Genomic DNA, 22,921 nt, shown 5'->3' with positions numbered 1-22,921 from the left:
GAGCGCCGAAAACCGGGGGGGGAATCATGTCCGACAGCAAATCCCGCGTCGTGCGACGCCGCAAGAAGAAAGAGCCGCCCGCGCCGGCGGTCGAGACGAAAGATCTGACCGCGCCGCCCGTGGGCGAGAAAGCGCCGCCCGCACCGCCGGTCGGAAAGAAAGACATGTCGGCCTATATCGATCACGAGGCGATGACCGACACCAACTTGTCGGATAAACCGCGTGGGAGCGCGGCCGGCAAACGCAAGGGTGTGGTGCCGCCGCGGCGGGACTACAAACTCATCGACGGCATCGATCCCTTCGCGCTTTTCGCGGCCTATCATCTTGGGCTGACGGCGGCCGACGGCTACCGCCCGCAAAACATCCACGATTTAGGACGCCGCTTCCGTACGACGCCCGAACGCATCAACGCGGCGCTCAAGGCTTACGAGATCGATTCCGAGACGGTGTTGAATACCGATTTCGACCTCAGCATGGCCGAATACGATATTCGGGTGGCGCCGACGGGAATCAGCCGCACCGAACTGGCGCGTCAACTCTACGAGGATTTCCGCGACTCGCCGCGCGTGGCCCGGGACTGGGGCGCCGAATTGGCCGCCGACGCCGCGTACAACGATCGCATTTTCAGGAAATTGAAATAGATCACTTGCCGCTTAAGAAGTCGATGACGGCCGGGTTGACCACCTCGGGCCGTTCGGCCTGCACCATGTGACCGCAGTCGTCGATCACCAGCAATTCCGAATCGGGCACCAGCGCGTGCAGGCGTTCGCCGAATTCCAGCGGGATCCACGGGTCCTGCTTGCCCCAAATGATCAGCATGGGGCGCTTGATCGTGTCGTAGTTGGCGACCATGCGCGCGAACTCGGGCGAGAAGAAATCGCTCATCAACCGGCGTATGAACTGGTTGAAACCGGGCTTGGTAAGCGGCCGCGTGTATTCATCCACGAAGGTCTTGGTCAGGAAATCGCGCTGCACGGTGATTTTTTTCAGCGAGTTTTCCACCGTCCAGCGACCGTTTACCTCGGCCAGGACGGCGCCGAGACCCGGCGTGGTGAGCATTCGCAGGACGAGGGGGACTTCCTGGTCGAAACTTGCCGGGTCCAAGACGACGGAGCGCTTGATGCGGTCGGGGTGTTTCCAAGTCAGGTACAGTGTCAGCCCGCCGCCCATCGAAACGCCCACGACGTTGAACTTATCGAGTTTTAGGTGATCCGCCAATTGCAGCACCGCGCCGGCAATATTCTCCACGCTTGCAGCGTAATTTTTGGGCGGGACACCGGAAAAGCCTTGCCCCGGCAGGTCGACCAGGATCACCCGGAAACCCGCGTCGACAATCGGTTGCGCATTTCGTTTCCACGAATACGTGTTGGCGGCGAAGCCGTGCAGCAAAAAGACCGGCTCGCCGCGTCCGATGTCGATGTAGTGGAGCTTGTAGCCGTCCAAGGCAAGATCGTGCCGGTGCGGGCCGACGTAGGCGTTCCATTCCTTGTCGGCGACCTTGCTGTCGGCCAAACAACCAACCAGAGAAATCGCCACCGTGAGAATGAGCAGACGAACCAAAGAGCGCGGGAGGTAGTGCATGTTGTTCCTCGACAGGAATTATCGTTTCGACAATGTGCTGGTGATGTGCTTCTTGATCAGCGCGATGTTCTTCTCCACCGGCTGCAACGTATCGATGGCCAGAAAGGGATACGGATTCGCATCCCAGTTTTCCATGAGTTGGTCGTAAGTTTCCGCGCGGGCGTCGGACTCGGGACTAAAGCGTGTGCGAATGCGCGAGATCGCCGTCTCCCGGTCGCATTGGCATTCCACGAAAAACAGCGGCGTGTCGATGCGGCCGGCCAGTTCCACGATTTGCTTGCGCAGCATATTGCGCGTGAAAGTACTGTCGATCACCACGTCAATGCCGTATTCGTGCACCAATTCGATGATGTAAAACAGCGCCCGGTAAATCATCGCGCGCTCTTCGAAGGTATAGGTTGGATTGGGCAGGATGCGGCGCCGCACCACGTCCGTGCCCAGCGAAGGACAGTCCAGTTGGCGGGCCAGGGCGCGACCGACGGTCGTTTTACCCGTGCCGGGCAAGCCGTAACAAACGACGATCATTTCTCTCGCTCCAAACCGATGACGTATGAGAGTGTGCCGCTAACGGGCAGGCGACTGTAGCAGAGACTCGCCCCCCGCATCAATATCTGCGCCGGTCGCCGCCTCACTTGGTGACGCGGTCTTCCTCGTCGGCCTTCTTCAAGCAGGCTTCCAGTTGCGCACAGTCGTCCTTATGCTGCTCGCAGTCCTGATATTTGGTGGGAATCTTGTCTGCTTTGCAGGCTTCCTTGCAGTCGCTTACGCACACATCGGCTTTCTTGTAATCGTTGTAACGGCACTTGGTGACAAAGGGACATAGCCGGCCGCAAAGCTGCATGCACGCATCGCCTTTCAGCGGGTGTTGCATCTTTAACTCTTCGGGAGGCGTCGTCGCCGGCACTCCTCCCGGCGGCGGTGGTGGGCTTCCCGGCCCCGCCCCCACGCCGGGCGGTTGCGGTTGTCCGGTGGGCGTCGATGATTTTTCCGTACAGCCCGCAAAGAATATCAAACCGAACGCCAACGCCATGACCACAAAAACAAATCGCGTGCGTTTCAACGTGATACCTCCTGCATTGCGTTGCGCCTCAAAATAGATAGTTATGCCCCGCCTTGCAAGGTAAGCACACAGATGCCGTTGCGACCGAGCGCGTCGGGTTTATAATCATCACACATAACCACCAAACCAAGCAGGACGGGTCCACCCACGTGAAACGTCTGATTGCCTTTCTCATCCTGGCCGCCGTGCCGGTGTTGTTGACCGCCGTGGACTGGATCGAAATCCTGCGCGTGCACGCGGCGCCGGGTGACCTGCCGGCCCGAATCGACGGTCAGGGAGAGCGGGCGGGGATGGTGCTGGTATCAGCCGGTTCCTTTGTCATGGGCGGCAACGACAACCCCGATCAAATGCCGATCCGCCGCCGATGGCTGCCCGTCTTTTGGATCGATTGCATGGAAGTCACCGCGGCTGAGTTCGACGCTTTCCTGCGACAACAAGACGCTCCGCCGCCCGGTCCGCCGCTGTGGACCGAAGCCGGGCTGCGACCCGAACTGGGCGAGCACCCCGCGTACCCGGTCACCTGGGAACAAGCCGACGCCTACTGCCGTGCTCGAGGCAAACGCTTGCCCACCGAAGCTGAATGGGAAAAAGCGGCCCGCGGTCCCGGCGGCCTGGCTTATCCGTGGGGCGATGGATTCGACACGAATCGCGTCAATGACCGCGCCGCTACCGTGGGATTGCCGGTCAAGTCGCAACCCGTCGGCGCGTTCCCCGAAGGCGGGTCGGTGTACGGCGCGCTGGACATGGCCGGTAACATTCGCGAGTGGGTCGCCGACCCATACGAACCCGACGCGTACAAGGAGCACCGCTTCACATTGCCCGTGCCTTGGATCGACCGACTCCACGTGCTGCGCGGCGGGTCGTTTATGTCCAGCCCCGATAAGCTGACGACCTTCAATCGCTCGCATTCCGATTTGGACGCAACCAACGCCGATCAAGGATTCCGCTGTGCCGCCGGCCGGTGACCAGGGACCGCGCTACGGGCGGCACGTACTGATCGCCGCTCTGGGCTGCATGGCCGTCGTGCTGGCGGTCAATTTGTGGGTGCACGATGTGCCGTGGGGGTTGGAGCATGACGGGCTGTTCCTGGTCGACACCGACCACGCGGATTGGGAAGCCCGGCAGCGGCCGGTCGGCTACGTTCTGTTGCTGCGGGCTGCGGCGCTGCTGTTCGGTTCCGCCTTTCGCGCCGGACACGTGCTGGCTGCGTTGTTTACGGCGGGATTCGTTTGGAGCGCCTACCGGCTGAGTTGGCGTTTGTTTCGACGCGAGGACGCCGCGCTGTTTTCAGCCGCCGCCCTATTGGTTTTTCCGCGCTTCCTGTTTTCCGCGTTGCTCGCCAACCATGATGCCGCTTTTGCCTTTTGCGGCGCCATGGCCCTGGCTGAGTTGTTCCCCGACGCCGACCCGGCGCGACCGCCACGACCGGTGCGTTTAGGTTTGTGGCTGGCCGCGGCTTACTTGGTCAAGGTCCTCGGACTCTTCCTGTTTATCGGGGCGTTGGCGCTGCTGTTGTTCGAGCGACGTTGGCGCCCGCGTCGCGCGTTGCTCTGGCGCGTGTTGGCGGCGTTTGTTTTGCCCATTCTCTTAGTGAAGCTACTCGGCACGCTGGGTAGCGACGGGGGCGGCGGCGGCCTTCTCCTCGCCGGGTTCCATTCGGCGTTCAACCTTGTCACGATCTTGCTGCAATTGCCGCCGGAATGGGTGGACCAAGCCGGTCCGGGCCTCGTGCTGGTCACGATCGTGTTTCGCGCCGCGGCGGCGGCGCTGGAATGGCTGGCCGAACTGCCGATTCTCTTTACGCCGCTTTTGCCGGTCGCGGCCTTGGTCGTCGCCTTCGACCGTCGCCAACCCGAACGCGCCGTGCGAGTGCGCCGCATGCTTGTCCTGCTGGCGATTTTCGTTTTATGCCTCGTGTTCACCGCGTGGCGCGGCGATGAACAGGCGCGGTATTTCCTGCCCTTCGCCCCGCTGTTGCTCGGCGCTCTTTTCGTCGCGGTGACCGACGCCGTCACCGACCCGGGCCCGCGGCCGCGCTTGCGTCGCGCATTGGGAGCCTTGGTGCTCGTTTTGGCGCTTACCGGTCTGGCATGGAAAGCGGCGCCGCCCTTTGCCCGGGATTGGCGTTACTACGATTGGCAAAGTCAGGGCGACCGCCGTCTGTTGACGCGCGCCGAATCAGCCGCCGCCGTCGATCGCTTGCACGCCGAGTTCGGAGAGGGAACGCTCTTTGCCACCAACAATCCGGCCTTCGGTTTGGAAGATCCTCACCTGATTCACTATGATTGGTATTTCGAGGATCGTTCCATCCCCTCCAACGATCAGTCACAGAAGGGGCAGGGGTTTTACCGCGCCGATTTGACGACCTTCTTGTGCCGCGTTCCGGCAACCGCTTTTCTGTATGACAGCACCGACCGCATCATTCGACTGCATCGCACGGACGATCCGTCGCGCGAGGCCGCCCAATCCTGGCTGCTGCAACCGGCGGCGAAAGTTGGACCGGTCGTGTTGTATCGGGTCAACCGCGGTGCCTGCGACAAAGCGCTTACCCCGCCGGGCAAACCGGTGGAACCTCAGGGGCCGCCGCCTTCGTCGGTCGCGCCGCCGTTGTCGCCGCTGGACCAAAGCGCTCCGGCTCCGAATTAGTTCGCTTGTCACCCCACAGCGCATTTGCTACCGTTAGCGCTGCAAAAAGTAAGTCTTTTCGTGATGATGCGAGTAGCTTGCGGCAAGTAAAACGATCCGGCAGCGGAACCTCGTCGACGTGTTTCGCAGTGTCGCTGCTTGCGTCACCGGTCGTCGGCGGTAACGGCTGAATGGAAAAAAACGCGACATGATCCCTCCTCAAGGCAAACCGACCATTCTGCTGGCGAAACCGGCCCCCGGGTATCATGCCTGGCCGATTGCGGACGATTTCTGCCGCCACTTGTATCGTTGCCCCGCCGCGACCTTTCCCGCCCTGGCCGGCGCCGTGCCGCGCGAAGGCGTAGCGTTCTATGATGGCGTTTTCGAACCCGGCGCCACGCCGGAAGCGCTCGGACGCCTGGCCGCCGATTTTCCGATCGTCGCCTTGGGCGTGGTCTCGCCGGTCACCGCGCTGAACACCCACATGCAAATCCGCGCCATCCGCCAACTGGCGCCCCGCACCAAAATCATCATGGGCGGGCACCATGCCACGATGTTTGCCGAGCGTTGGTTGGAACACGGCGTGGATGCCGTCGTTCGCCAAGAAGGGGAACAAGCTTTCGCCGAATTGACCCAGCGCTATCTGGCGGGAGAGTCGCCGGCGGGCATCGCCGGGGTTACGTGGCGCGACGGCGAACGCACCGTGGTCGAGGCCGACCGCGAGTTTGTTCATTCGTTGGACGATCTGCCGTTGCCGCGATGGGATGTTGTGGATTTCTCTCTCTACGACTTGGGCATGGCACCGCACGGCCGTTCCGCCTCGTTGGAAACGGCTCGCGGTTGCGGCCACGGTTGCACGTTTTGCTGCGTGAGTACGATGTGGCGTCGTCGCCAGCGTTTCAAGAGCGCCGCGCGCGTCGCGGAAGAACTGCGCGACCTGCACGCGCGTGGCGTGCGGCAGTTGCTCATTGCCGACGACAATTTCGGTGCACACCGCGAGCGCGACAAAGAAATATTTGAGCAGACAAAAAATCTCGACATGGCTATGTGGGCGCTCATTCGCCCCGAAACGATCTATCGCTATCCCGATTGGGTCGACGCCGCCGCGGCCGGGGGCCTGAAGATGGCATTGGTCGGCTTCGAGAATCTCGACCAACGAATGCTGCAGGATTTCGACAAAGACGTCGGCCTTGGTTTGCCTGAATACCGCGAGGTGTACCGTCGTCTTCGCGCCCACGGAGTGTTCGTCTACGGCTTGTTTGTCCGCGACTACGATTTCACCGATCACGATGTTTGGCCCTATCGCGGATTGTTCCAGGTGGCGGATATGACGACCCACTGCCGCTATATCCCGATGCCGGGCGTCCCTGCCGCCGACACCCTGATCCAAGAGGGCTACGAAATGCGGGATATGTTCTATCACAACCGTTTCATCCCGGCGTTTCGGCATCACACCCGGATACAAAAAAGCCGCTTTGCCGGCGCGGCGCTGCTGGCCCTGATCCACCCCCGCAATTTCTGGAAAATGTGGCGCGGCGATTACGTGGCGCGCACCTTCTTCCGCCGCGTGTACGGCGGCATTCTTAAAGACTTGTTGAACATGCGCTGGAAGCACATGAAAATCCTCAGCGTCTGGCTGCACCGCAACTGGTCGCCGCAAAAGCGGCAGGATGCCACCGTGCGCCTGGCGCTCGACGACAAGCCGTAGGCGGGGTCCATGCTTGCCTACGAAAAAGCCGCCGCGTTTCTCGCCGGATTGACGCGACGTCGCAGCCGCCGCCCGCGCGATCTACAGGTCGAGTTCACCAACGTATGCGACTGGCATTGCGGCTTCTGCCTGCGCCGCGAAAACGGCGCCCCGGAGCGGCACATGTCCGACGAGGTCGTGGCAGCTCTGGCGCGCAACCTCGACGGCGTCCGACACCTGGGACTCTGCGGCTGGGGCGAGACGCTGCTGCACCCGCGCCTGCTGGAGTCGATCGCCGCGTTTCGTACCGCCGCGCCCCGCACAAAGCTGCGCCTGACGACCAACGGCGAAGGTCTAACGCCCGAGTTGGTGCGCGAACTGGCGCAGCTCGGTGTCGCCGCCGTCTCCCTGTCGCTGGATGCGGTGGACGGCGAGGCCGGTACGGGCCACCCCGCTTCCGCCAAAACACTGGCCAACTTGCGCGCCTTCGCCGACGCCCGCCGGGGTTCGCAACTGCGCCTGGTGATGCAAACGACGATGCGTCCCGGCGCCGCCGATCAAATCGCCGCGGTGGTCGAATTGGCCGGTCGGACCGGCGTCGATATCGTCAACTTGCTGCGTCTGGATACCGGGTTCACGACCGGCGTGGCCCGAGCCGGACCCGATGAGGAAATCGCCATCATCCACGCCGCGCGGCGGGCCGCCAAGGGTCGCACGCGCGTTCTGGCGATCAACGCTCCGTCCTGGCCGTTGCGGCTGGCCACACACGGCGACCGCTTGTGTTTGCGCTCGCTTTTTCACGCGTATATCGATGTGGACGGCAACGTCACGCCGTGCTGTAGGCTCCGCAGCGTGACGTTCGGTAATCTTACTGAGACGCCGCTCATCGACATCTGGCGTTCGCCCGAGTTCCGACGCTTTTTCGCCGATCCGCCCAACGCGTGCCGCCAATGCGACATTTTCACCGGCGAACAGAAACCGGCCGGTCGTGATATCCTAGGGTAATCAAGTGGTGACGGGTTTTCGCCGATGATCCGTTTACCCGGCGCGGGTCGGACACGTCTCTTGTGTCTCGCGTCGGAGTCGCCGGAGGATGCGTGAGCCGCAACCGAAATCTCTTCCTGGCCTTGCTGGCCATCGAAATGGGCGCGATCGACGCCACCCGGGCCAAGGAATACGCCGCCCGGATGACCGCCGCCGGTCCGGCCGATTTTCTCGAGGTGCTCGTGGCCGAGGGCGCGATCTCCACCGCCCAGCGTGACATCCTCGACATGATGGCCCGCGAATTGTACGAGGCTCGCATTCAAGCCCAGATCGATTCAACGCCCTCCCTTCTAGCCGGACTGTCCGACGACTCGACGGCGGCCGATTCCGAGGATGAAGCGTTGCTGCCCGCCACGCCCGAGGCGGCGGGTCGCTACGTGTTTCGAGCGCCGGACAAGAATGCGGCGGAAATCGGGCGCGGTGCGCTGGGGCGGGTACTGGTGGCGTTCGACGACCACCTGGCGCGCGAAGTGGCCGTCAAGGAACTGCTGCCCTTTGTTGAGCCGGACGACGCGTCGGACTCCGAATACGAACAGCTCCAACGCGTGGCCTTGGCCCGCACGGCCCGCTTTCTGCGTGAGGCGCGCGTCACCGGGCAACTCGAGCACCCCAGCATCGTCCCGGTTTACGAAATCGGCCGCCGCGACGACGGCACCTTCTACTACACCATGAAGCTCGTGCGTGGCGACACCTTGGACGAAGCGCTCGCCGCCTGCCGCAATCTCGACGACCGCCTGCAGTTGTTGGGGCACTTTGAAGACGTTTGCCAAGCGCTCGCCTACGCGCACTCGCGTGGCGTGATCCACCGCGACGTCAAGCCGAGCAACATCATGCTTGGCCGCTTCGGAGTGACCGTCGTGCTCGATTGGGGCTTGGCCAAAGTGCGCGGTCAGCGCGACGATCGCGGCCTGGAAATCGAACGCAGCGTCGAGCAGTTGCGCGTCGCCGGCCACACGGTCGTCGGCCAGGCGATCGGCACGCCGACCTACATGAGTCCCGAGCAAGCCGAAGGCCTCATCGAGCAGATCGACGAGCGCTCGGACGTCTGGTCGCTCGGGGCGGTGCTCTACAAAATCCTCACCGGCAGCAGCCCCTTCGAAGGGCGCGTGCCCAGCGAGATCATCGACCGGGTTAAAAGCGAAACCGTGCGGCCCGTGCGCGAAGTGTGCGCCGAAGCCCCGCCGGATTTGGCCGCGGTGGCCGAAAAGGCGTTGTGTCGCGACCCCGGTGAGCGCTACGAAACCGCGGGCGAACTTGCCGAAGAGGTGCACGCCTTTCGCGCCGGTCACCGCATCGCCGCCTACGAATACGGTTCGCTGGAACTCCTGCGCCGCTTCGTGAGAAAAAACAAAGCGCTCAGCGCATTGATCGCGCTGCTTGCCGTGACGCTGGTTGTCGGCTCGGCGCTCGTCTGGCGTGCTTACGGCGCGGCGCGCACGGCGCTGGAAACGGCGGAACGAAACGAGCGCGAAGTCCACTTCAACATCGCCAACTTCCTGTCCGAAAAGGCGCTGGAAGCGTTCGGCCGCCGCGACTTCCTGGTGGCCAAGGTGTTTTCCGCCGCGTCGCTGGTTCACAACCCCTACAATCCTTTCGGCCCCTACCGCTACCCGCAGTTGTCGAACATGGAGCAAACCGACGCCGCGTTGCGCGTCTCGCCGTCGCACTCCGTGCTGTATCAAGCCGCGGTGCATGGATATTTGAGTTTCGATGACGTTCTGGTCGGCCACACCGACAATGTCACCGCCGTGGCCTATTCGCCCGACGGCTCACTGCTCGCCTCGGCGGGCGGCGATAAAGTGATTCGAATCTGGCACGCCCGCTTCCATCGCCCGATCCGCGTTCTGACCGGCCATGCCGACAGCGTGCGCGACGTCGCTTTTTTTGCCGGCGGAACGCGACTGATCTCGGCCGGTCGTGACGGCGTCTTGATCGTGTGGAACCCCCAAACCGGCGAGAGACTCGGCACTTTGACCGGTCACGTCGGCGAAGTGCGGGCCGTCGCGGTTTCTCCGAAGGGCGACGTGGCCGCTTCGGTCGGGCGTGACAAAACCCTGCGCCTGTGGAACCTCGCCGACGGCGTCGCCGTGGCCACTTGGGACGACCACCAAGGCGTCGTGGAAGACGTCACCTTCTCCCCCGATGGGCGCTGGCTGGCCACAGTCGGTCGCGACAAAACCATTCGCCTGCGTGACGCCGTCACCGGCCGCACTGTCGCCGTGTTGCGCGGTCACGACGACGAAATCACCGCCGCCGCCTTCACCCCCGACAGCAAAATCCTGGCGACCGGCGCCTGGGACGCCAAGGTCCATTTGTGGGATGTGGAGACACGCCGCCGCATCGGCACCTTGGAAGGACACACCGACGGCGTGCGCGGCTTGGCTTTCTCCGCCGACGGTCGCCGGCTGGTGACCGCCGGTTGGGACAAAACGCTGAAATTGTGGGACGTGCCGCAACGCCGACTGATCGAAACGGTCGTCGGTCACGCCGACGGGGTTTTTGCCGTCGCGTTTGAACCGGGCGACGAGCACATCGTCTCGGCCAGCGGAGACAAAACGATCAAGGTGTGGCGCGTCGCGCGGCTCAACATGGTCAAAACCCTGCACGGTCACGACGATCGCATCGTTTCGTTTTCCTTCTCGCCCGATGGCGCCTTGCTCGCCTCGGCGTCGTGGGACAACACCTTGAAACTGTGGGACATGGAAACCGGTAAGCTGCGCGCCGACGTTCCCGCTCACGAACAGGGCGTGCTTTCGGTTTGCTTTTCGCCCGACGGCACTACCTTCGCCACGGCCGGCGGCGACCGCACGATCAAGCTCTGGCGACTCGACACGCTTCAACCCATCGCAACGTTGACCGGCCACGAAGGCGCGATCCGTTCGCTGGCCTTTTCGCCCGACGGACTTCTGCTTGCGTCGGCCGGGCGCGACAAAACCGTGCGCTTGTGGGACGTGCAAACCGCGCGGCCTCTCGCCACGTTCACTGACGCCAAGGATATCGTTTGGACCATCGATTTTTCGCCCGACGGGCGCTACGTCGCGGGCGCGGCATTCGATAAAACGGTGCGCTTGTGGGATGTCGAAAAACGGACCCTGGCGCGCACCCTCGAGGGGCACACTCATTGGGTGTCCGGCGTGAGCTTCTCACCGGACGGCCAGGTCCTTGCGTCCTCCGGGCGCGACAAGACCGTGCGACTCTGGCGCGTTGAAACCGGTGAGCCGCTTGCGGTCATCACCGGGCACAACGAGTGGGTTAACTACGTGGAGTTCTCGCCCGACGGCCGGCGGCTGCTTACCGGCAGCGACGACCGCACCGCGCGTCTTTGGGACGCCGACACCGGCTGCTTATTACAGACGATTCGGGTATCCTACGAAGTGGCGAGCATTGCTTTTACGCCCCGCGGTGACGCATTCGCCGTCGACGACAAAGAAGACATCATCGTGTATCCCATCGATTTCGATTACTGGCATCGCGACCCCGAAGGCTTGTTGCGGCAGGCCGAAAGTGAGGCGGGCGCGCACTTGAATGGTTCGGATTTAGCGCCGTGGACCGAGCGCGTGGTTAAGCGCGCTCCGTAACCGGGGATTCGGAGGCGAAGATGGACGACCCCACACGTCCGCAGGAAATCCAGGAACCAACCGGCGACTCCGCCAACTCAGGCTATGCTTGTCTCGTGATGGTTTACGGCGAGTATCCGGGACGCCGGTATCTGATCGAAGAGGAATCGCTTTTAGCCGGCCGCGCCCCGGACTGCGATATCCACCTGGCCGACGCCTCGGTTTCGCGGCATCACTGTCGCTTCGAACCGGAACCCGAAGGCGTGTCCATCGTCGATTTGGAGTCGACGAACATCACGCTCGTCAACGGCACGCCGATCGCGCGGCAGCGTTTGGCGGACGGCGACCGCATCGCCATCGGGCGAAGCCTCTTCAAGTTCCTGCACAACGACAACATCGAGACGTCCTACCACGCCGTGATCGTTCGCGTCATGACCACCGATCCGCTCACCGGCGCGTTTAACCGGTCGCATTTCAAAAAAGAAATCGGGCACGGCTTGTACCGGCTCAAACGCTACAAACGGCCCATCACTTTGGTGTTCATGGATCTCGACCGCTTCCAAAACATCAACGATCGTTTCGGCGAACTCGCCGGCGACCGCGTGCTGACCCAACTGGGCAATCTGGTGTTCGGGGCACTTCGCGCGGGCGACGTGTTCTGCCGGTGGGGCGGCGAGAAATTCGCGGTGCTGCTCCCCGAGACGACCATGACCGGGGCGATCGCCATTGCCGAGCGCTTGCGCCAGCGTGTCGAAAGCACCCACTTTTCTTTCGAAGAACAAGCGATTTCCGTGACTCTTTCCATGGGCCTGGCCGAAGCGAACGGCGAGAACGTGTCGGCCGAGGCGTGGATCGCCGAAGCCGACCGCCGCCTCGACGAAGCCAAAGCTGCCGGCCGAAACTGCGTGAGACCCGTTCGCGACGATACCTGAACGCTGCCTCTGGCGTCTTGGGACACAATGCTTATCATGTTGCTCCGGCTTGTATGCGAGGATCCGCGTGATTCGAAGGATACGTGATGAAACACCGTTTGATTGTTTTAATCCTCCTGCTTTCGTTGGTGATCGCGGCCGGTTCCGCGATGGCCGCAGATCGTGAAGTTAGGCTGCACGCGCGGCACTTCACCCCCACATCACTCGACGTCGACGCCGCCCTGTCGCAATTCTCCGGTCGCCATGCCTTTGTGCAATTCGACCGGTTACCCAACGCGGCAACCCGGGACCAGCTCGCGGCGCGTGGGCTTCGTCTGTTGCGTTCCGTCGGCGGCAACGCGTACATCGCGGCTGTCGCGGCCGAGGTCTCCCTACCCAAAAGCGACCGCGCGACGTTGCGGTGGGTGGGTGAAATCCGCGCGTCGGACAAGTTGCACACCGCCGTTCGAGAGGGACGTTTCGCCCCACATAGCGACGCCGGATTCGGTCGCCGGGTGGTGGACGTCGGTTTTCATTTGGATGTCGGCCGCACGGCGGCTGAACGGGTCCTCGCCGACTTCGACGCCGAACAACACGACTACGCCACGCTGACCAACTCCTTTATCGTCACGCTCGACGCGGCGGAAATCGAAAACCTGGCCGCGCGTGACCAGGTCGTGTGGGTCGCCGAGGCCGGACCGGCGTTGGCTCCCATGATGAACACGGCGCGCGTCACTACCGGGGCCGACATCGCGCAAGAGCCGCCGTATTCGGTGAGCGGCGCGGGCGTGAAAGCGTTCGTGCTCGACGGAGGCTCCCCGGCCACCGGCGCCAACGCGCACCCGGATCTCGCCGGTCGCGTGACGACCAGCGGCTTCTCCATGCCGGATATCATCGGCCACGCCACGCACGTTTCCTGCACGATCGCCGGCGACGGCACGGCGTCGGACGGCTTCTGGCGCGGGATGGCTCCCGAGGCGGAGATCATCTCCACGACGATCCTGCCGATACCCACGTTACCGCCGTTGTACAACCAACCCGGCAACATGGAGAGCGCCTACCGCGACGCCATCGCCGCGGGCGCGTCGGTGTCCAACAATTCCATCGGTTCGAACATCTCCCAACTCGGGTCGATCTTTTGCGACAAGGAAGGCGACTACGAGCGTACCGCGCAGTTGATCGACGGCATCATCGGCGAAGCCTTCGGCCGCATCACGATCGTGTGGGCCAACGGCAACGAGCGCGGCAACAACGACGGCGCTTGTGGGAACGCCTACTACACTACCGCGCCGCCCGCGACGGCCAAGAATTCCATCACTGTGGGCGCGGTCAACAAAGAAGACCAATCCATGACGCCCTTCTCCAGTTGGGGGCCGACCGACGACGGCCGTATGCGACCGGACATCAGCGCGCCGGGCTGCTCGGTTACCGGCGGCTTGGTCAGTTGCAGCGGACCCTTTTCCGGACCCGACACGGACTACATGTCGATGTGCGGCACGAGCATGGCTTCGCCCGTCGTCACCGGTTCCGTCGCGTTGGCGCAGGAATACTGGCGCCGGCAAATCGGCGGCGAAGATGCGTGGGCCTCGACGATGAAAGCGCTGTTCATTCATGGCGCCACCGAGTTGGGACAGCCGGGACCGGACTACCAATACGGTTTCGGCGGGCTGGACGTGCCCGCGACCCTCGATTTGATCGACGGTGCGTTGATCGTTGAAGAATCGCTCGATCAAGGCGGAGAGTACCGGTTGCAACTCGAGCCCACCGGCGACCCGATCAAAGTGACCTTGGCGTGGACTGACGTTGCCGGCTCGCTGCTGGCGGAGCGCACGCTGGTCAACGATCTAGACCTGACGTTGGTGGCCGCGGACGGGACCATCCTGCCGTGGACGCTCGATCCGGCCAATCCCGGCGACCTGGCGACGCGGGCCGTGAACGAGCGCGATCCGGTCGAGCAGATCACCTTCGACCTCGACGGCAAAGCGCCCGTCGAGATCGTCGTGACGGCTGCGGGCGTGCCCGAGGGGCCGCAGCGTTTTTCGTTGGTGATTACCGGCCTGGAGGACGCAGCGCCCGGCGATGACGACTCTGCCGGCGATGACGATTCCGGCGACGACGATTCCGGCGACGACGATTCCGGCGACGATGACGCGACCGGCGGCAACCCCGCCGATGACGATGACGACGATAACGACGGCGGCGGCTGCGGCTGCTGATTTACGCGGGATGAAAACAAGGCGGCCTGGAAACGGGCCGCCTTTTTTGTATGCGGGGCTCTTATTTCAGATCAAACGCGCTTTGGTCGTAGGGGCCGTTGAGGGTCAGCTCGGTGATTTCATAGCGCGAATGCAGACGGCCTTCAAAATCGTACAACTCAGTGAGCAGCGGCAAATCGTGCTCCGGGCTGAAGCCGAGAATCGTGCGCGAGTACTCGAGGCCGTCGGCGGCATTGGGCGACAGGCGGGTCTCGAACAGATGAACTTGCGCGCCGCTGGGCCGGGTGACGACGCCGCGGTCGGTCACGGAAAGTTTGGCCAACGCCTCGGCGCGCTTGTGGACTCTGATCATCCGCCCCAGAAGAAAGCCGATGCCGTATTCGTGAATGCGGAAATGATGCGGGTAAAACTTGTCGACGATGTAGGAATAGTATCCCAGGTGTTGCACGCCGATGAGCTTCAGTTTGCCGGTACCGATGGCGCGGAACTTGTCTTCGCCGTCGCGTTCGGCGATGTGCGAGGCGACCAGGCCGTTGTACCGTCCGCCCTTGTGCCACTGGTAGGCGAAGCTCTTGGACTCCTTGACGATCAGGAAGTGGATGAATTCCTTTTCGTTCAATTTCCCTTTGACCCGTTCCTGTGCTTCGATCTCCCCTTCGAAGTGTTTTACGCGGGCGTAGGATTGCTCCGCCTTGGCCAGAACCGTTTTGAATGTCGTCAACGGATCTTCGTCCGCGGTCGCGCTCGCGGCGAAAATCAACAAGCCAATGAGCAACAACAACGCCGTGGAAAAACAAGTTGTACGCAACACCATGAACGAATCCTTTCAACAAAAAACAATTTGGCAAACGATTAAACAACCGGGCGAGAATTGCAAGGCGCGCGAGGTGAAAACATTCGTATCGCCGCCTGCCGCTTGACCTGCCGGGCGATTTTTGGCTTGGTACCTATAAGTCAAAAAGGAAAGAGAGGCGCCGATGCATCGAATTCTATTCGTTGTTATTTCGTTGTTGCTGCTTCCCGACGCGGCCTGGGCGAAAGCGTCGATCATTGTGTTGGGGCGGGGCGGTTCCACGGCGAACGACATCGCCATGGAGGAAGCGGAACACCAGTTGCGGCGACTCGATAAATGGCAGGTGCTCCCGCCGCCGGCGGTGAAGATGAAACTGCGCGCCAAGGGCATCACAATCCGACCCGGCTATTCTCTCACCGAGGCCGGGGATGCGGCGCGCGCCGTGGAAAGCGATTATCTGTTGTGGGTTGATGGGTGGGACGAGAAGCGTACGCATTTCGCGGTCGTCTTTGTGGACCTGCGCCGCGATGAACTTTCCTCCCGACGCGCTGCGGGCGTGCTGCACCTCGAGTCCGACTTCCTGCGGTCGATGTTCGTCAAAGGCGTTGTGACCACGGCGGCGATGGGTCGCACGCTCGCGCCGCCTGCGGAATCCTATACGCCGCCGAAAATCGCCGGCAAAACGGACTGGGGAATCTGGTCGCGAAGCAAGACCACGCCCGACTTCAACGTGGCGTCGCTGCTCATCGCGGTGGATGAAAAGGGCAAGGTGCGCGACGCCTTTTTGCTCGAGACCTCCTGGCCCAACTACGGCAAGCGGGCGCTGGAAGTCATCGGCAAGTATAAATTCGATGCCGCGCAACGGGACGGCGAGGCTTGCTGCGCCTACGGCCTCATCAACACGTATTCGAAAAACAGTCGTAAAAAAGGCCAACCGCGTGTCGGCGCCAACCAAATTTGGGCCAGCGTCTTTTTGGAAACGCTCGCCGAGTAAGGCGCGCTACTCGATCTCGAAATACGCCATCACCTGCTCGCCCCAATGGTTGTCGCGGAATGCGTCGGCGTAGGGTAGGCCGGTGTTGGCGTCGATCTCGTCGCACGTGATTTCGTCGATGCGCACGTGGGCCGTGTACATTCCGGGCGGCCAGTTGTCCGGCACGTCCCAATCGACCAACAGCGGCGCCACGTCCGGATGCGGGCCGACGGCGATTTCCTCCCGCGCGATCTCCACCCACGAACCGATGTAATTTGCACCCAGCCCCTCAAGCTCAGAGCGACCGTCCGGCTGGTCGGTTTGATCCCACGGCGTGGCATCAACGTAGACGCGCGCCACCGCGTGACGCACGCCCTGCAGGCCGTTATTGCGCACCAACACCGAGACCGTCGCCGTCTCGCCACGCGCCGCACCCGCGATGTCGATTTCGGTCGAATTGACCGTCAGGTCCGGCTGGATCGTGCGCACATCCGCACCGGTGATGGTGACGTCTTCCCGCGGCAGCACGTCGACGGGCAGGGCGTCGAGATACTCCTGCAACGCCAGCCAGATGGGGATACCGGTGTCGTGCATCGGCTCGCCGGTAACGGGGTCGTCGAGCAATATCTTGACCAGCCCCTCACCTTCTTTTTCCGCAACGACCAGGCGGTTGAGCGCGTACACCAACGTGTGCGCCATGCTGTGCACCAGCGCCACCTGGTAAACCTTTTCCGGGTCCGGCGGCTCGCCGTTGATCAGCACCGAGCCCGGCACGACGTGGCGAAACATCGGCGCGGTCATATCGACCTCATACTCGACGCCGGAGATTTGAATGACCTGGATGTTGAGCTGCTCGCCCAGCGGCGGGATCAGGTCCAAGATGTCCGGCAGGCTGTGGATCACTTCCAGCGCGTACTCAATGGCCGTGGTCTCGTAATTCCACGTCCCCGGCACCAGCAGCATCGAGGCGTTGAGCAACCCCGGCTGAAAGGCCATGATCGTGATGGTGTCCGGCGCGTGGCCCTCCAAATCCATCTTGTGCAGCGGCAGCACGTCGTAGGCCCGCTCGGCCGTCACCACGCCGGGCCAGATGTCGGCCCGATACAGCGACGGCACGGCGATGGCGCCATCCACCGCCGGCTGCGATTCGTCCTCGGCCAACATCCACTCGAACGCGTCGTTGATTAGGCTGCCCAAACCGGAAATCGTTTCGGCTCGGTGCGACAGCCAACAATCGCTGGCGATCAGTTCCGTGTCGAACCAATTACCGTACTGCTCCGCACCGCGCACCTTCCATTGCTCAACCTCCACCGCGGTTTGCGGGTCTTCGGGCAAGTCGGAATTGATCTGCACCAGCCGCGAATCCAGCATCTCCATGCCGCCGTCCACGACGTCCACCACGGCGTCCACCCGCGCGGCGAACAAGCCGCCCTCCCGCGCCTGCACGATGGGCGTGATCGTCCCGCGAGGATTGCGCACGAGCACCGGCTTGTTGAGTTGCACGTGGCTGTGCGCGCCGATGAGCAGATCCAGCACCCGCCCGCTGCGCGCCCCGCAGCCGTATTGCGCGATCAAGTGGTCCTTGCCCGGCGGAATGTTGACCCGGTCGCCGAAACCCAGCCCGACGTGCGAGGTGACCACCACCGCGTGCGCGCCGCCGTGCACGAGATTATCAATGCCGGTGTTGATGTACTCATGCTTGCGCGGGTCCGGGTTGAAAAACGTCGCGCCCTGCGCGTAAGGATTCGGTGCGCCCATGAGCTTCAAAAAAAGCGGGTCGCCGGGCACCTGCGTATAGACACCCACTTCGGTCACCGCGCCCAGGATGCCCACGCGGATCGGCCCTTTTTCCAGAATCGTGGTTTGCTGATAGAGCTTCTCGTCGAGCGAATCGTTGAAGTCGACTTCGAAATCCTCGGCCCACGGCAGAAACTCTTCCTTCATGGTTCGCGGGTCGATATTTCCGAACACGATGCGCATCGGATGGCCCTTCGCACCGATCGTGAAGTGCTTCTGGGCTTCAAGGAGTTTCTCGGTCAGCAGCGGGATGCCGAAATGAAAGTCGTGGTTGCCCACCTGCCACACGTCCACGCCCGCGCGGTCCCACGTCGCGATGAGCCATTCGAGAAACCCCGGGATGTCGTTGTAAAGCGTGTTCTCGAAGTCGTCGCCCGCGTCCACGATCACCGTCTCGACGCCCACGCGCGCGTTGTTGGCCCGCACGGTCTGCATCAACCGCACGATCCGCGCCACGCCGCCCTGCAGGTTGTTCGGATGCCCCCACGAGGTCACATGCGCGTGCAGATCGTTGATCGACAAAAAACAAATCGGTCGCCGCCGGCTCGTCGGGGCGGGGTAGGCCGACGCGTGAAAGGTTACCGGCCACGCGCTGTTGTCGCCCAGTTCAGCCCGCACGCGCAGCATGCCCGGCGTGTCGCCGATCGTTATCGTGCACGAGGCGATGCCGTGGGCGTCGGTTACGGTTGAGGCCGGCAGCATTGAAAACGTCGCGCGGCCTTCGTCGGCACCGGTCAGGCGGATGAAGCGCATGCGTTGACCGAGCACCGGTTCGCCGTCCGCGTCAGTGAGCCGTATCTCAAGCGGATCGGGCAGCTCCTCGCCGACGAGTCCCGCTTGAAAATTGCCGCCGACAATCGCGAGGCGGTAGGGCTCGTGGAAGGAATCGCCCGCCGTCGTGTCGTCGTCGGCAGGTGGGTCGGAATCGCCATCCGCCGCGTCGTTGTCGTCGCTATCGACGGCGCACGCGCTGCACAGAAGCGCGGCGAGAATCACCAAAACAATCCAGCAAGGTTTCATGACATTCTCCACCGGGTCATACGGATCACCGGCCGTATTGATCGACCAGTCGTTGGTACACCGAGGCGTCCGCCGGGACGAAACGCTCAATACCGAAGGTGTCGCACACGGCTTTTCCCGCGGCGCTGCCGCAGAAATCCGCCGCCGCTTTCCGTAGCGCCGCCGCCTCGGCCGCGGACACGTTGCCGCCGACCGCCATGATGCCCGTGTTGGGAATCGTCGCCGAGGTGAAGATCACCACCAAGTCGCCCGCGAAGGGCAACGCGGCCAGCGCCTGTTTTTCCTTCGAATCCAGCAGAACCGCGTCCACCGTCCCGGCATGCAGATTCTTGAGCGCCGCGAAACCACTGGTGACCTTCGCCTGCACGTCGTCGCCCAGCTTCAGTTGCCCGCCCAGCACGATGCGCTCGACGAACGCCGGTTCCGCCAGGTGCGCCCCGGCCAGAGTTTTACCCTTGAGGTCGGCGAGCGAACTTGCGCCACCTTTTTTCGCGACGACGAAATACTGAATCGTGTCGCCTTCGCGGAGCACCGCCCGCGTCAAAGGCTGCAGCTTCAATTCATCGCGGTAGGCCAGGTAGAACCCGGGCGTGGTGAACACAAAACCCGGTCGTTGCGACTTCACGTAGCGGTAGCCGTCATCGGTCGTATTGAAGTACCGCGCATCCGCCGAACCTGCGGGCCATCCCGCGGTCGCGGCCAGCCCGTGCATCAAACCCGCCACTTGGGCGTGCGCTTGGTCCGTAGCGGGCGGCCCGCCGGGACGAATGACGGCCAGGTGGTGCGAACCCGCCACTGCGATCGCGGCGATCATGACGAACAACATTCCTGCGGCAAAAACGACATGGCGCCGTGCGTTGGGTTTCATGGCGGCTCCTTGGCAAATCGATAGGAAGTTGTGCTGTCTCTATTTTGCGGAACGACGATCCAGACGCAAGGCGGCAATGGCTGCGGGAATTCCCAGTAGGGCGCCGCCGAACGCGAGGAAAATGCCGACGAACAAAATCGCCCCGAAGTGAGCCAGGCCGACGTAACGCGCCAGCAACAGAGCGCCGAATCCCGTCATGTTCGTTGCGCCCGCCAGCCATACCGCGCCGCCGATCGTGCGCACGACTTTCGCGAGGTCCACGCCGTCGGGTTCGAGCCAGCGGTGGACGGTGTGCACGCCGAAATCCACGCCGATCCCAATGAGCACCGGCAGCGCCAACTGGCTGGCCATGTTCAGCGAACGCCCGGCCAGCGCGAGCAAGCTCAGGGTCGCGCCCATGCTCACCACAAACGGCACCGCGGCGAGCAGCGCCGGCATCGGTCGCCGAAAATCGATCAGGAGCAGCAGCGCGACGAACACCAGCGTCAACAGCAGGGCGCGTCGCAAGCCGTTCCAAATCAGCTTGGAGGTTTGCCGGTACACGACGGCGAAACCGGCCGTGTTTTGCTCGCCCTCGTTCTTGCCCAACACCTCTTGCGCCGCGCCGGTGACCTCATCGACAAAGCGGGCCAGGAAATCCGGGTCCCAAATTTCTTCTTTCGGAAAGACCATGAGCGCCAGGCGTCCCGAGCTGCCCACGAAGCGCAAGCGCAGATCCTCGGGCAGCGACGCCAAGCTCAACGGCTCGCTCGTCGCGGCGGTGGCGAGGCGGCCCCGCAAATCGTCGAACGCCGCCACCAGCGACATCTCAAACCGGTGTTCGCGATCCGCCGCGCCGGGGGCCGACAACGCGACGGCAATCGCTTCCAGGCTCGCCGATGTTTCGCCCAGCGCCGTCACGAGATTCCCCCGTCCTTCGGCAAAGGCTGCTTCCTGGTGACCGGCCAGTTCCGCGGCGAACGCGCGAAGCTGCGCCGCCAATGCCTCGGTGTCGGGGGTCGGAGGCGGTTGCGGTGCGGGCCACGCGGCGACGCGCTTGTGGAGACGCAGCAACGCCGCGCGCTTTTCCTCGAGGTTCGGCGGCAGCATCGACGCCGCGGATTCGATTTTCGCCACTGTGGGCAACGCGGCGATTTTTTCCTGGAGACGCCGCACTTGTTCCAGATTGTCGGCGGTGACGGCAATGAACTGCGTTTGCTGCCCCATCACCTGTTCGAGCCGCTCGGCGACCACCCGCGTTTCGCTGTCGGCGGGCAGGAGATGGTTCACGTCGTAGTCGAAGCCGACTCGCGGCACGAGAAAAATCGCCGCCGGAATGACCGCCGCGCCGCACAGCAGAAACAACAGGGGCGCCCGCGCCACTTGCCGCCACGCCCATTCCAGCGCGCCCGCGCCGACTACGCGAATGTGCGCCTGCGACTTGATCTTCTCGCGGAAGACCATCATCAGCGGCGGCAGGATGAGCATTGTGGCTACCAGCAGGCACAACATCCCGGTGGCCGAAACGATGCCCATTTGCGAGAAAGCCGGCACATCGAACAGTGAAATCGCCACGAAGGCGGCGATGGTCGTAACGGCTGAAGTTGCGATGCCGGGTCCGGCGCCGACAAAGGTGCGCTCCATGGCCCGCTCGGTGTCGTAGCCCTCGATTAATTCTTCGCGGAAACGCCGCATGAAAATAATGCCGTAGCCGGTGCCCAAACTGAACAGCAGCCCGATGAACACCGTCGTGAAGTAGCTGAGATACCCGACAAGCAGGTAGATCAGCGCCGTGTTCCACAACACGCCGAATACCAAGGGCACGAACACGAGCGCCGATTTGGTCAGCGACCGGAACGAAACGTACAGCAGCAGTAAAATGACCAGTGTCGAAAAAAGCGATACGACCAGCAGGTCGCGCTTCATCATCGACACTTCCTCGTCCACCGCCACCGGCCAACCGGTAAAGCCCGCCGTAACGCCGGGATGCGACTTCAGCGCCGCGGCCGTCGCCGCGCGGCTGTAGGCCATGAACGGCGAGATAAACCCGCAGTCGTCGGTCGTCTTCGCCGGCTGAACGAAAAGCAGCGCGCTGCGCCGATCCTTGCCGAGCAAGTAACCTTCGGCGGCAAGCATCTCGGCCGAACCCGGCGGCAGGAGTTCCTCGAACGATTCCGGGCCGAATAACGCGACGTTTTCTTCCTCCCCGGTGAGGAAACGTTTCCAACCGTCGAGCCCTTGTTGCAGGCCGGCCAACTGCTTTTCGATTTGCGCGAAGTCGATTTTCGCCGAGCCGCCCAGTTGCGCCAATTGCGCCAAGGCCGTCGCCGCTGAAGGAGACGCGAGAAGGCCACGCAGTTCGGCTTCGTGACCGGCCAGCCACGCGTCGGCGGTTTGCAGGGAATCCAGCGGTAGGAAATAGGGGCCGATGCGCTCGAAGTACGCGAGGTCGACGCGGTAGAACACGTTGCGAACCCAGTCGCCGTTCTGACCAAGCTCGGCCGCCACGGCATCGGCCGCCGCCTTGACTGCGTCGGTGTCGCCTTCGAGCAGAATGACCAGTTGCGTCGCCGTGCCGAAATCTTCCAAGAAGCGTTCGTAGCGAATTTGCTCGGGTAGGTCGGGCGGGTGCATGCCCTGGCGGGTAGTGCGCAGTTTCAGAAACGGCAAAGCCGACACGGCCAACAGCGTGACCAATCCGACCGCCACAAAAACCCGAAGACGATGGCGAATCGCCAAACCGGCCAGGGCCAGGAACAGCTTGTCGCGCAACGGTTTGCGGTGGGCGTTTCTCACCCGATCAGTTCTCC

Annotated in this window: 16 protein-coding genes; 9 read left to right on the top strand and 7 right to left on the bottom strand. The window is 63.0% G+C overall.

Annotation, left to right across the window (positions count from 1 at the left end; all coding sequences use genetic code 11):
• Positions 1-26: 26 nt before the first annotated feature.
• Positions 27-641 carry a hypothetical protein gene (locus tag P9L99_08635; protein MDP8223411.1) on the top strand — a complete coding sequence of 205 codons (615 nt, stop codon included), beginning with the start codon at positions 27-29 and terminating at the stop codon, positions 639-641.
• Between the two features lies 1 nt (position 642).
• On the opposite strand, the gene P9L99_08630 is transcribed toward P9L99_08635, so the two are convergent.
• The 3 genes from P9L99_08630 to P9L99_08620 all read right to left on the bottom strand — a co-directional run bounded on the left by P9L99_08630 (position 643) and on the right by P9L99_08620 (position 2,641).
• A complete protein-coding gene (locus tag P9L99_08630) occupies positions 643-1,581 on the bottom strand; it encodes an alpha/beta hydrolase (GenBank protein MDP8223410.1) in 939 nt (312 codons plus the stop codon).
• Between the two features lie 18 nt (positions 1,582-1,599).
• Positions 1,600-2,106: an ATP-binding protein gene (locus P9L99_08625; GenBank protein MDP8223409.1), complete on the bottom strand. Its 507-nt coding sequence runs from the start codon at positions 2,104-2,106 to the stop codon at positions 1,600-1,602.
• 103 nt (positions 2,107-2,209) lie between these two features.
• Complete coding sequence (locus P9L99_08620) at positions 2,210-2,641, bottom strand: hypothetical protein (GenBank protein MDP8223408.1); 432 nt, start codon at positions 2,639-2,641, stop codon at positions 2,210-2,212.
• Positions 2,642-2,790: 149 nt separating this feature from the next.
• Here P9L99_08620 and P9L99_08615 point away from each other — a divergent pair, with 149 nt between their 5' ends.
• From P9L99_08615 to P9L99_08585, 7 genes are all read left to right on the top strand, one after another.
• The gene (locus tag P9L99_08615) at positions 2,791-3,606 is read left to right on the top strand and encodes an SUMF1/EgtB/PvdO family nonheme iron enzyme (protein MDP8223407.1); all 816 of its coding nucleotides are present in this window, start codon (positions 2,791-2,793) and stop codon (positions 3,604-3,606) included.
• On the top strand, positions 3,590-5,287 hold the full coding sequence (locus P9L99_08610) for a glycosyltransferase family 39 protein (GenBank protein ID MDP8223406.1): 1,698 nt from the start codon (positions 3,590-3,592) through the stop codon (positions 5,285-5,287). Before P9L99_08615 ends, P9L99_08610 begins: the two co-directional genes overlap by 17 nt.
• Before the next feature lie 187 nt (positions 5,288-5,474).
• Entirely contained in the window at positions 5,475-6,974 is a 1,500-nt protein-coding gene (locus P9L99_08605) for a radical SAM protein (protein ID MDP8223405.1), read from the top strand.
• Between the two features lie 9 nt (positions 6,975-6,983).
• Complete coding sequence (locus tag P9L99_08600; protein MDP8223404.1) at positions 6,984-7,958, top strand: radical SAM protein; 975 nt, start codon at positions 6,984-6,986, stop codon at positions 7,956-7,958.
• Between the two features lie 92 nt (positions 7,959-8,050).
• Positions 8,051-11,575, top strand: coding sequence for a protein kinase (locus P9L99_08595; protein MDP8223403.1), 3,525 nt, complete (start codon positions 8,051-8,053; stop codon positions 11,573-11,575).
• Between the two features lie 20 nt (positions 11,576-11,595).
• Positions 11,596-12,486, top strand: a complete 891-nt coding sequence (locus P9L99_08590) for a GGDEF domain-containing protein (GenBank protein MDP8223402.1) — start codon at positions 11,596-11,598, stop codon at positions 12,484-12,486.
• A gap of 86 nt (positions 12,487-12,572) precedes the next feature.
• Positions 12,573-14,681, top strand: a complete 2,109-nt coding sequence (locus tag P9L99_08585) for a S8 family serine peptidase (GenBank protein ID MDP8223401.1) — start codon at positions 12,573-12,575, stop codon at positions 14,679-14,681.
• A gap of 61 nt (positions 14,682-14,742) precedes the next feature.
• On the opposite strand, the gene P9L99_08580 is transcribed toward P9L99_08585, so the two are convergent.
• Complete coding sequence (locus P9L99_08580) at positions 14,743-15,495, bottom strand: DUF1571 domain-containing protein (protein ID MDP8223400.1); 753 nt, start codon at positions 15,493-15,495, stop codon at positions 14,743-14,745.
• Between the two features lie 163 nt (positions 15,496-15,658).
• On the opposite strand from P9L99_08580, the gene P9L99_08575 reads away from it, so the two are divergent.
• A complete protein-coding gene (locus P9L99_08575; protein MDP8223399.1) occupies positions 15,659-16,468 on the top strand; it encodes a hypothetical protein in 810 nt (269 codons plus the stop codon).
• Between the two features lie 6 nt (positions 16,469-16,474).
• Here P9L99_08575 and P9L99_08570 read toward each other — a convergent pair whose 3' ends face one another.
• Genes P9L99_08570 through P9L99_08560 form a run of 3 tightly spaced genes read right to left on the bottom strand, consistent with a single transcriptional unit; the run spans position 16,475 to position 22,907 of the window.
• The gene (locus P9L99_08570) at positions 16,475-19,264 is read right to left on the bottom strand and encodes a hypothetical protein (GenBank protein ID MDP8223398.1); all 2,790 of its coding nucleotides are present in this window, start codon (positions 19,262-19,264) and stop codon (positions 16,475-16,477) included.
• A gap of 25 nt (positions 19,265-19,289) precedes the next feature.
• Positions 19,290-20,132, bottom strand: a complete 843-nt coding sequence (locus P9L99_08565) for a PhnD/SsuA/transferrin family substrate-binding protein (protein ID MDP8223397.1) — start codon at positions 20,130-20,132, stop codon at positions 19,290-19,292.
• Positions 20,133-20,171: 39 nt separating this feature from the next.
• Positions 20,172-22,907: an MMPL family transporter gene (locus tag P9L99_08560; protein ID MDP8223396.1), complete on the bottom strand. Its 2,736-nt coding sequence runs from the start codon at positions 22,905-22,907 to the stop codon at positions 20,172-20,174.
• Positions 22,908-22,921 lie beyond the last annotated feature (14 nt).

The organism is Candidatus Lernaella stagnicola, assembly GCA_030765525.1.
Taxonomy (GTDB): domain Bacteria; phylum Lernaellota; class Lernaellaia; order Lernaellales; family Lernaellaceae; genus Lernaella; species Lernaella stagnicola.
The sequence above is the reverse complement of the archived record's forward strand: the minus strand, read 5'-3'. Positions and strand labels throughout refer to the sequence as shown.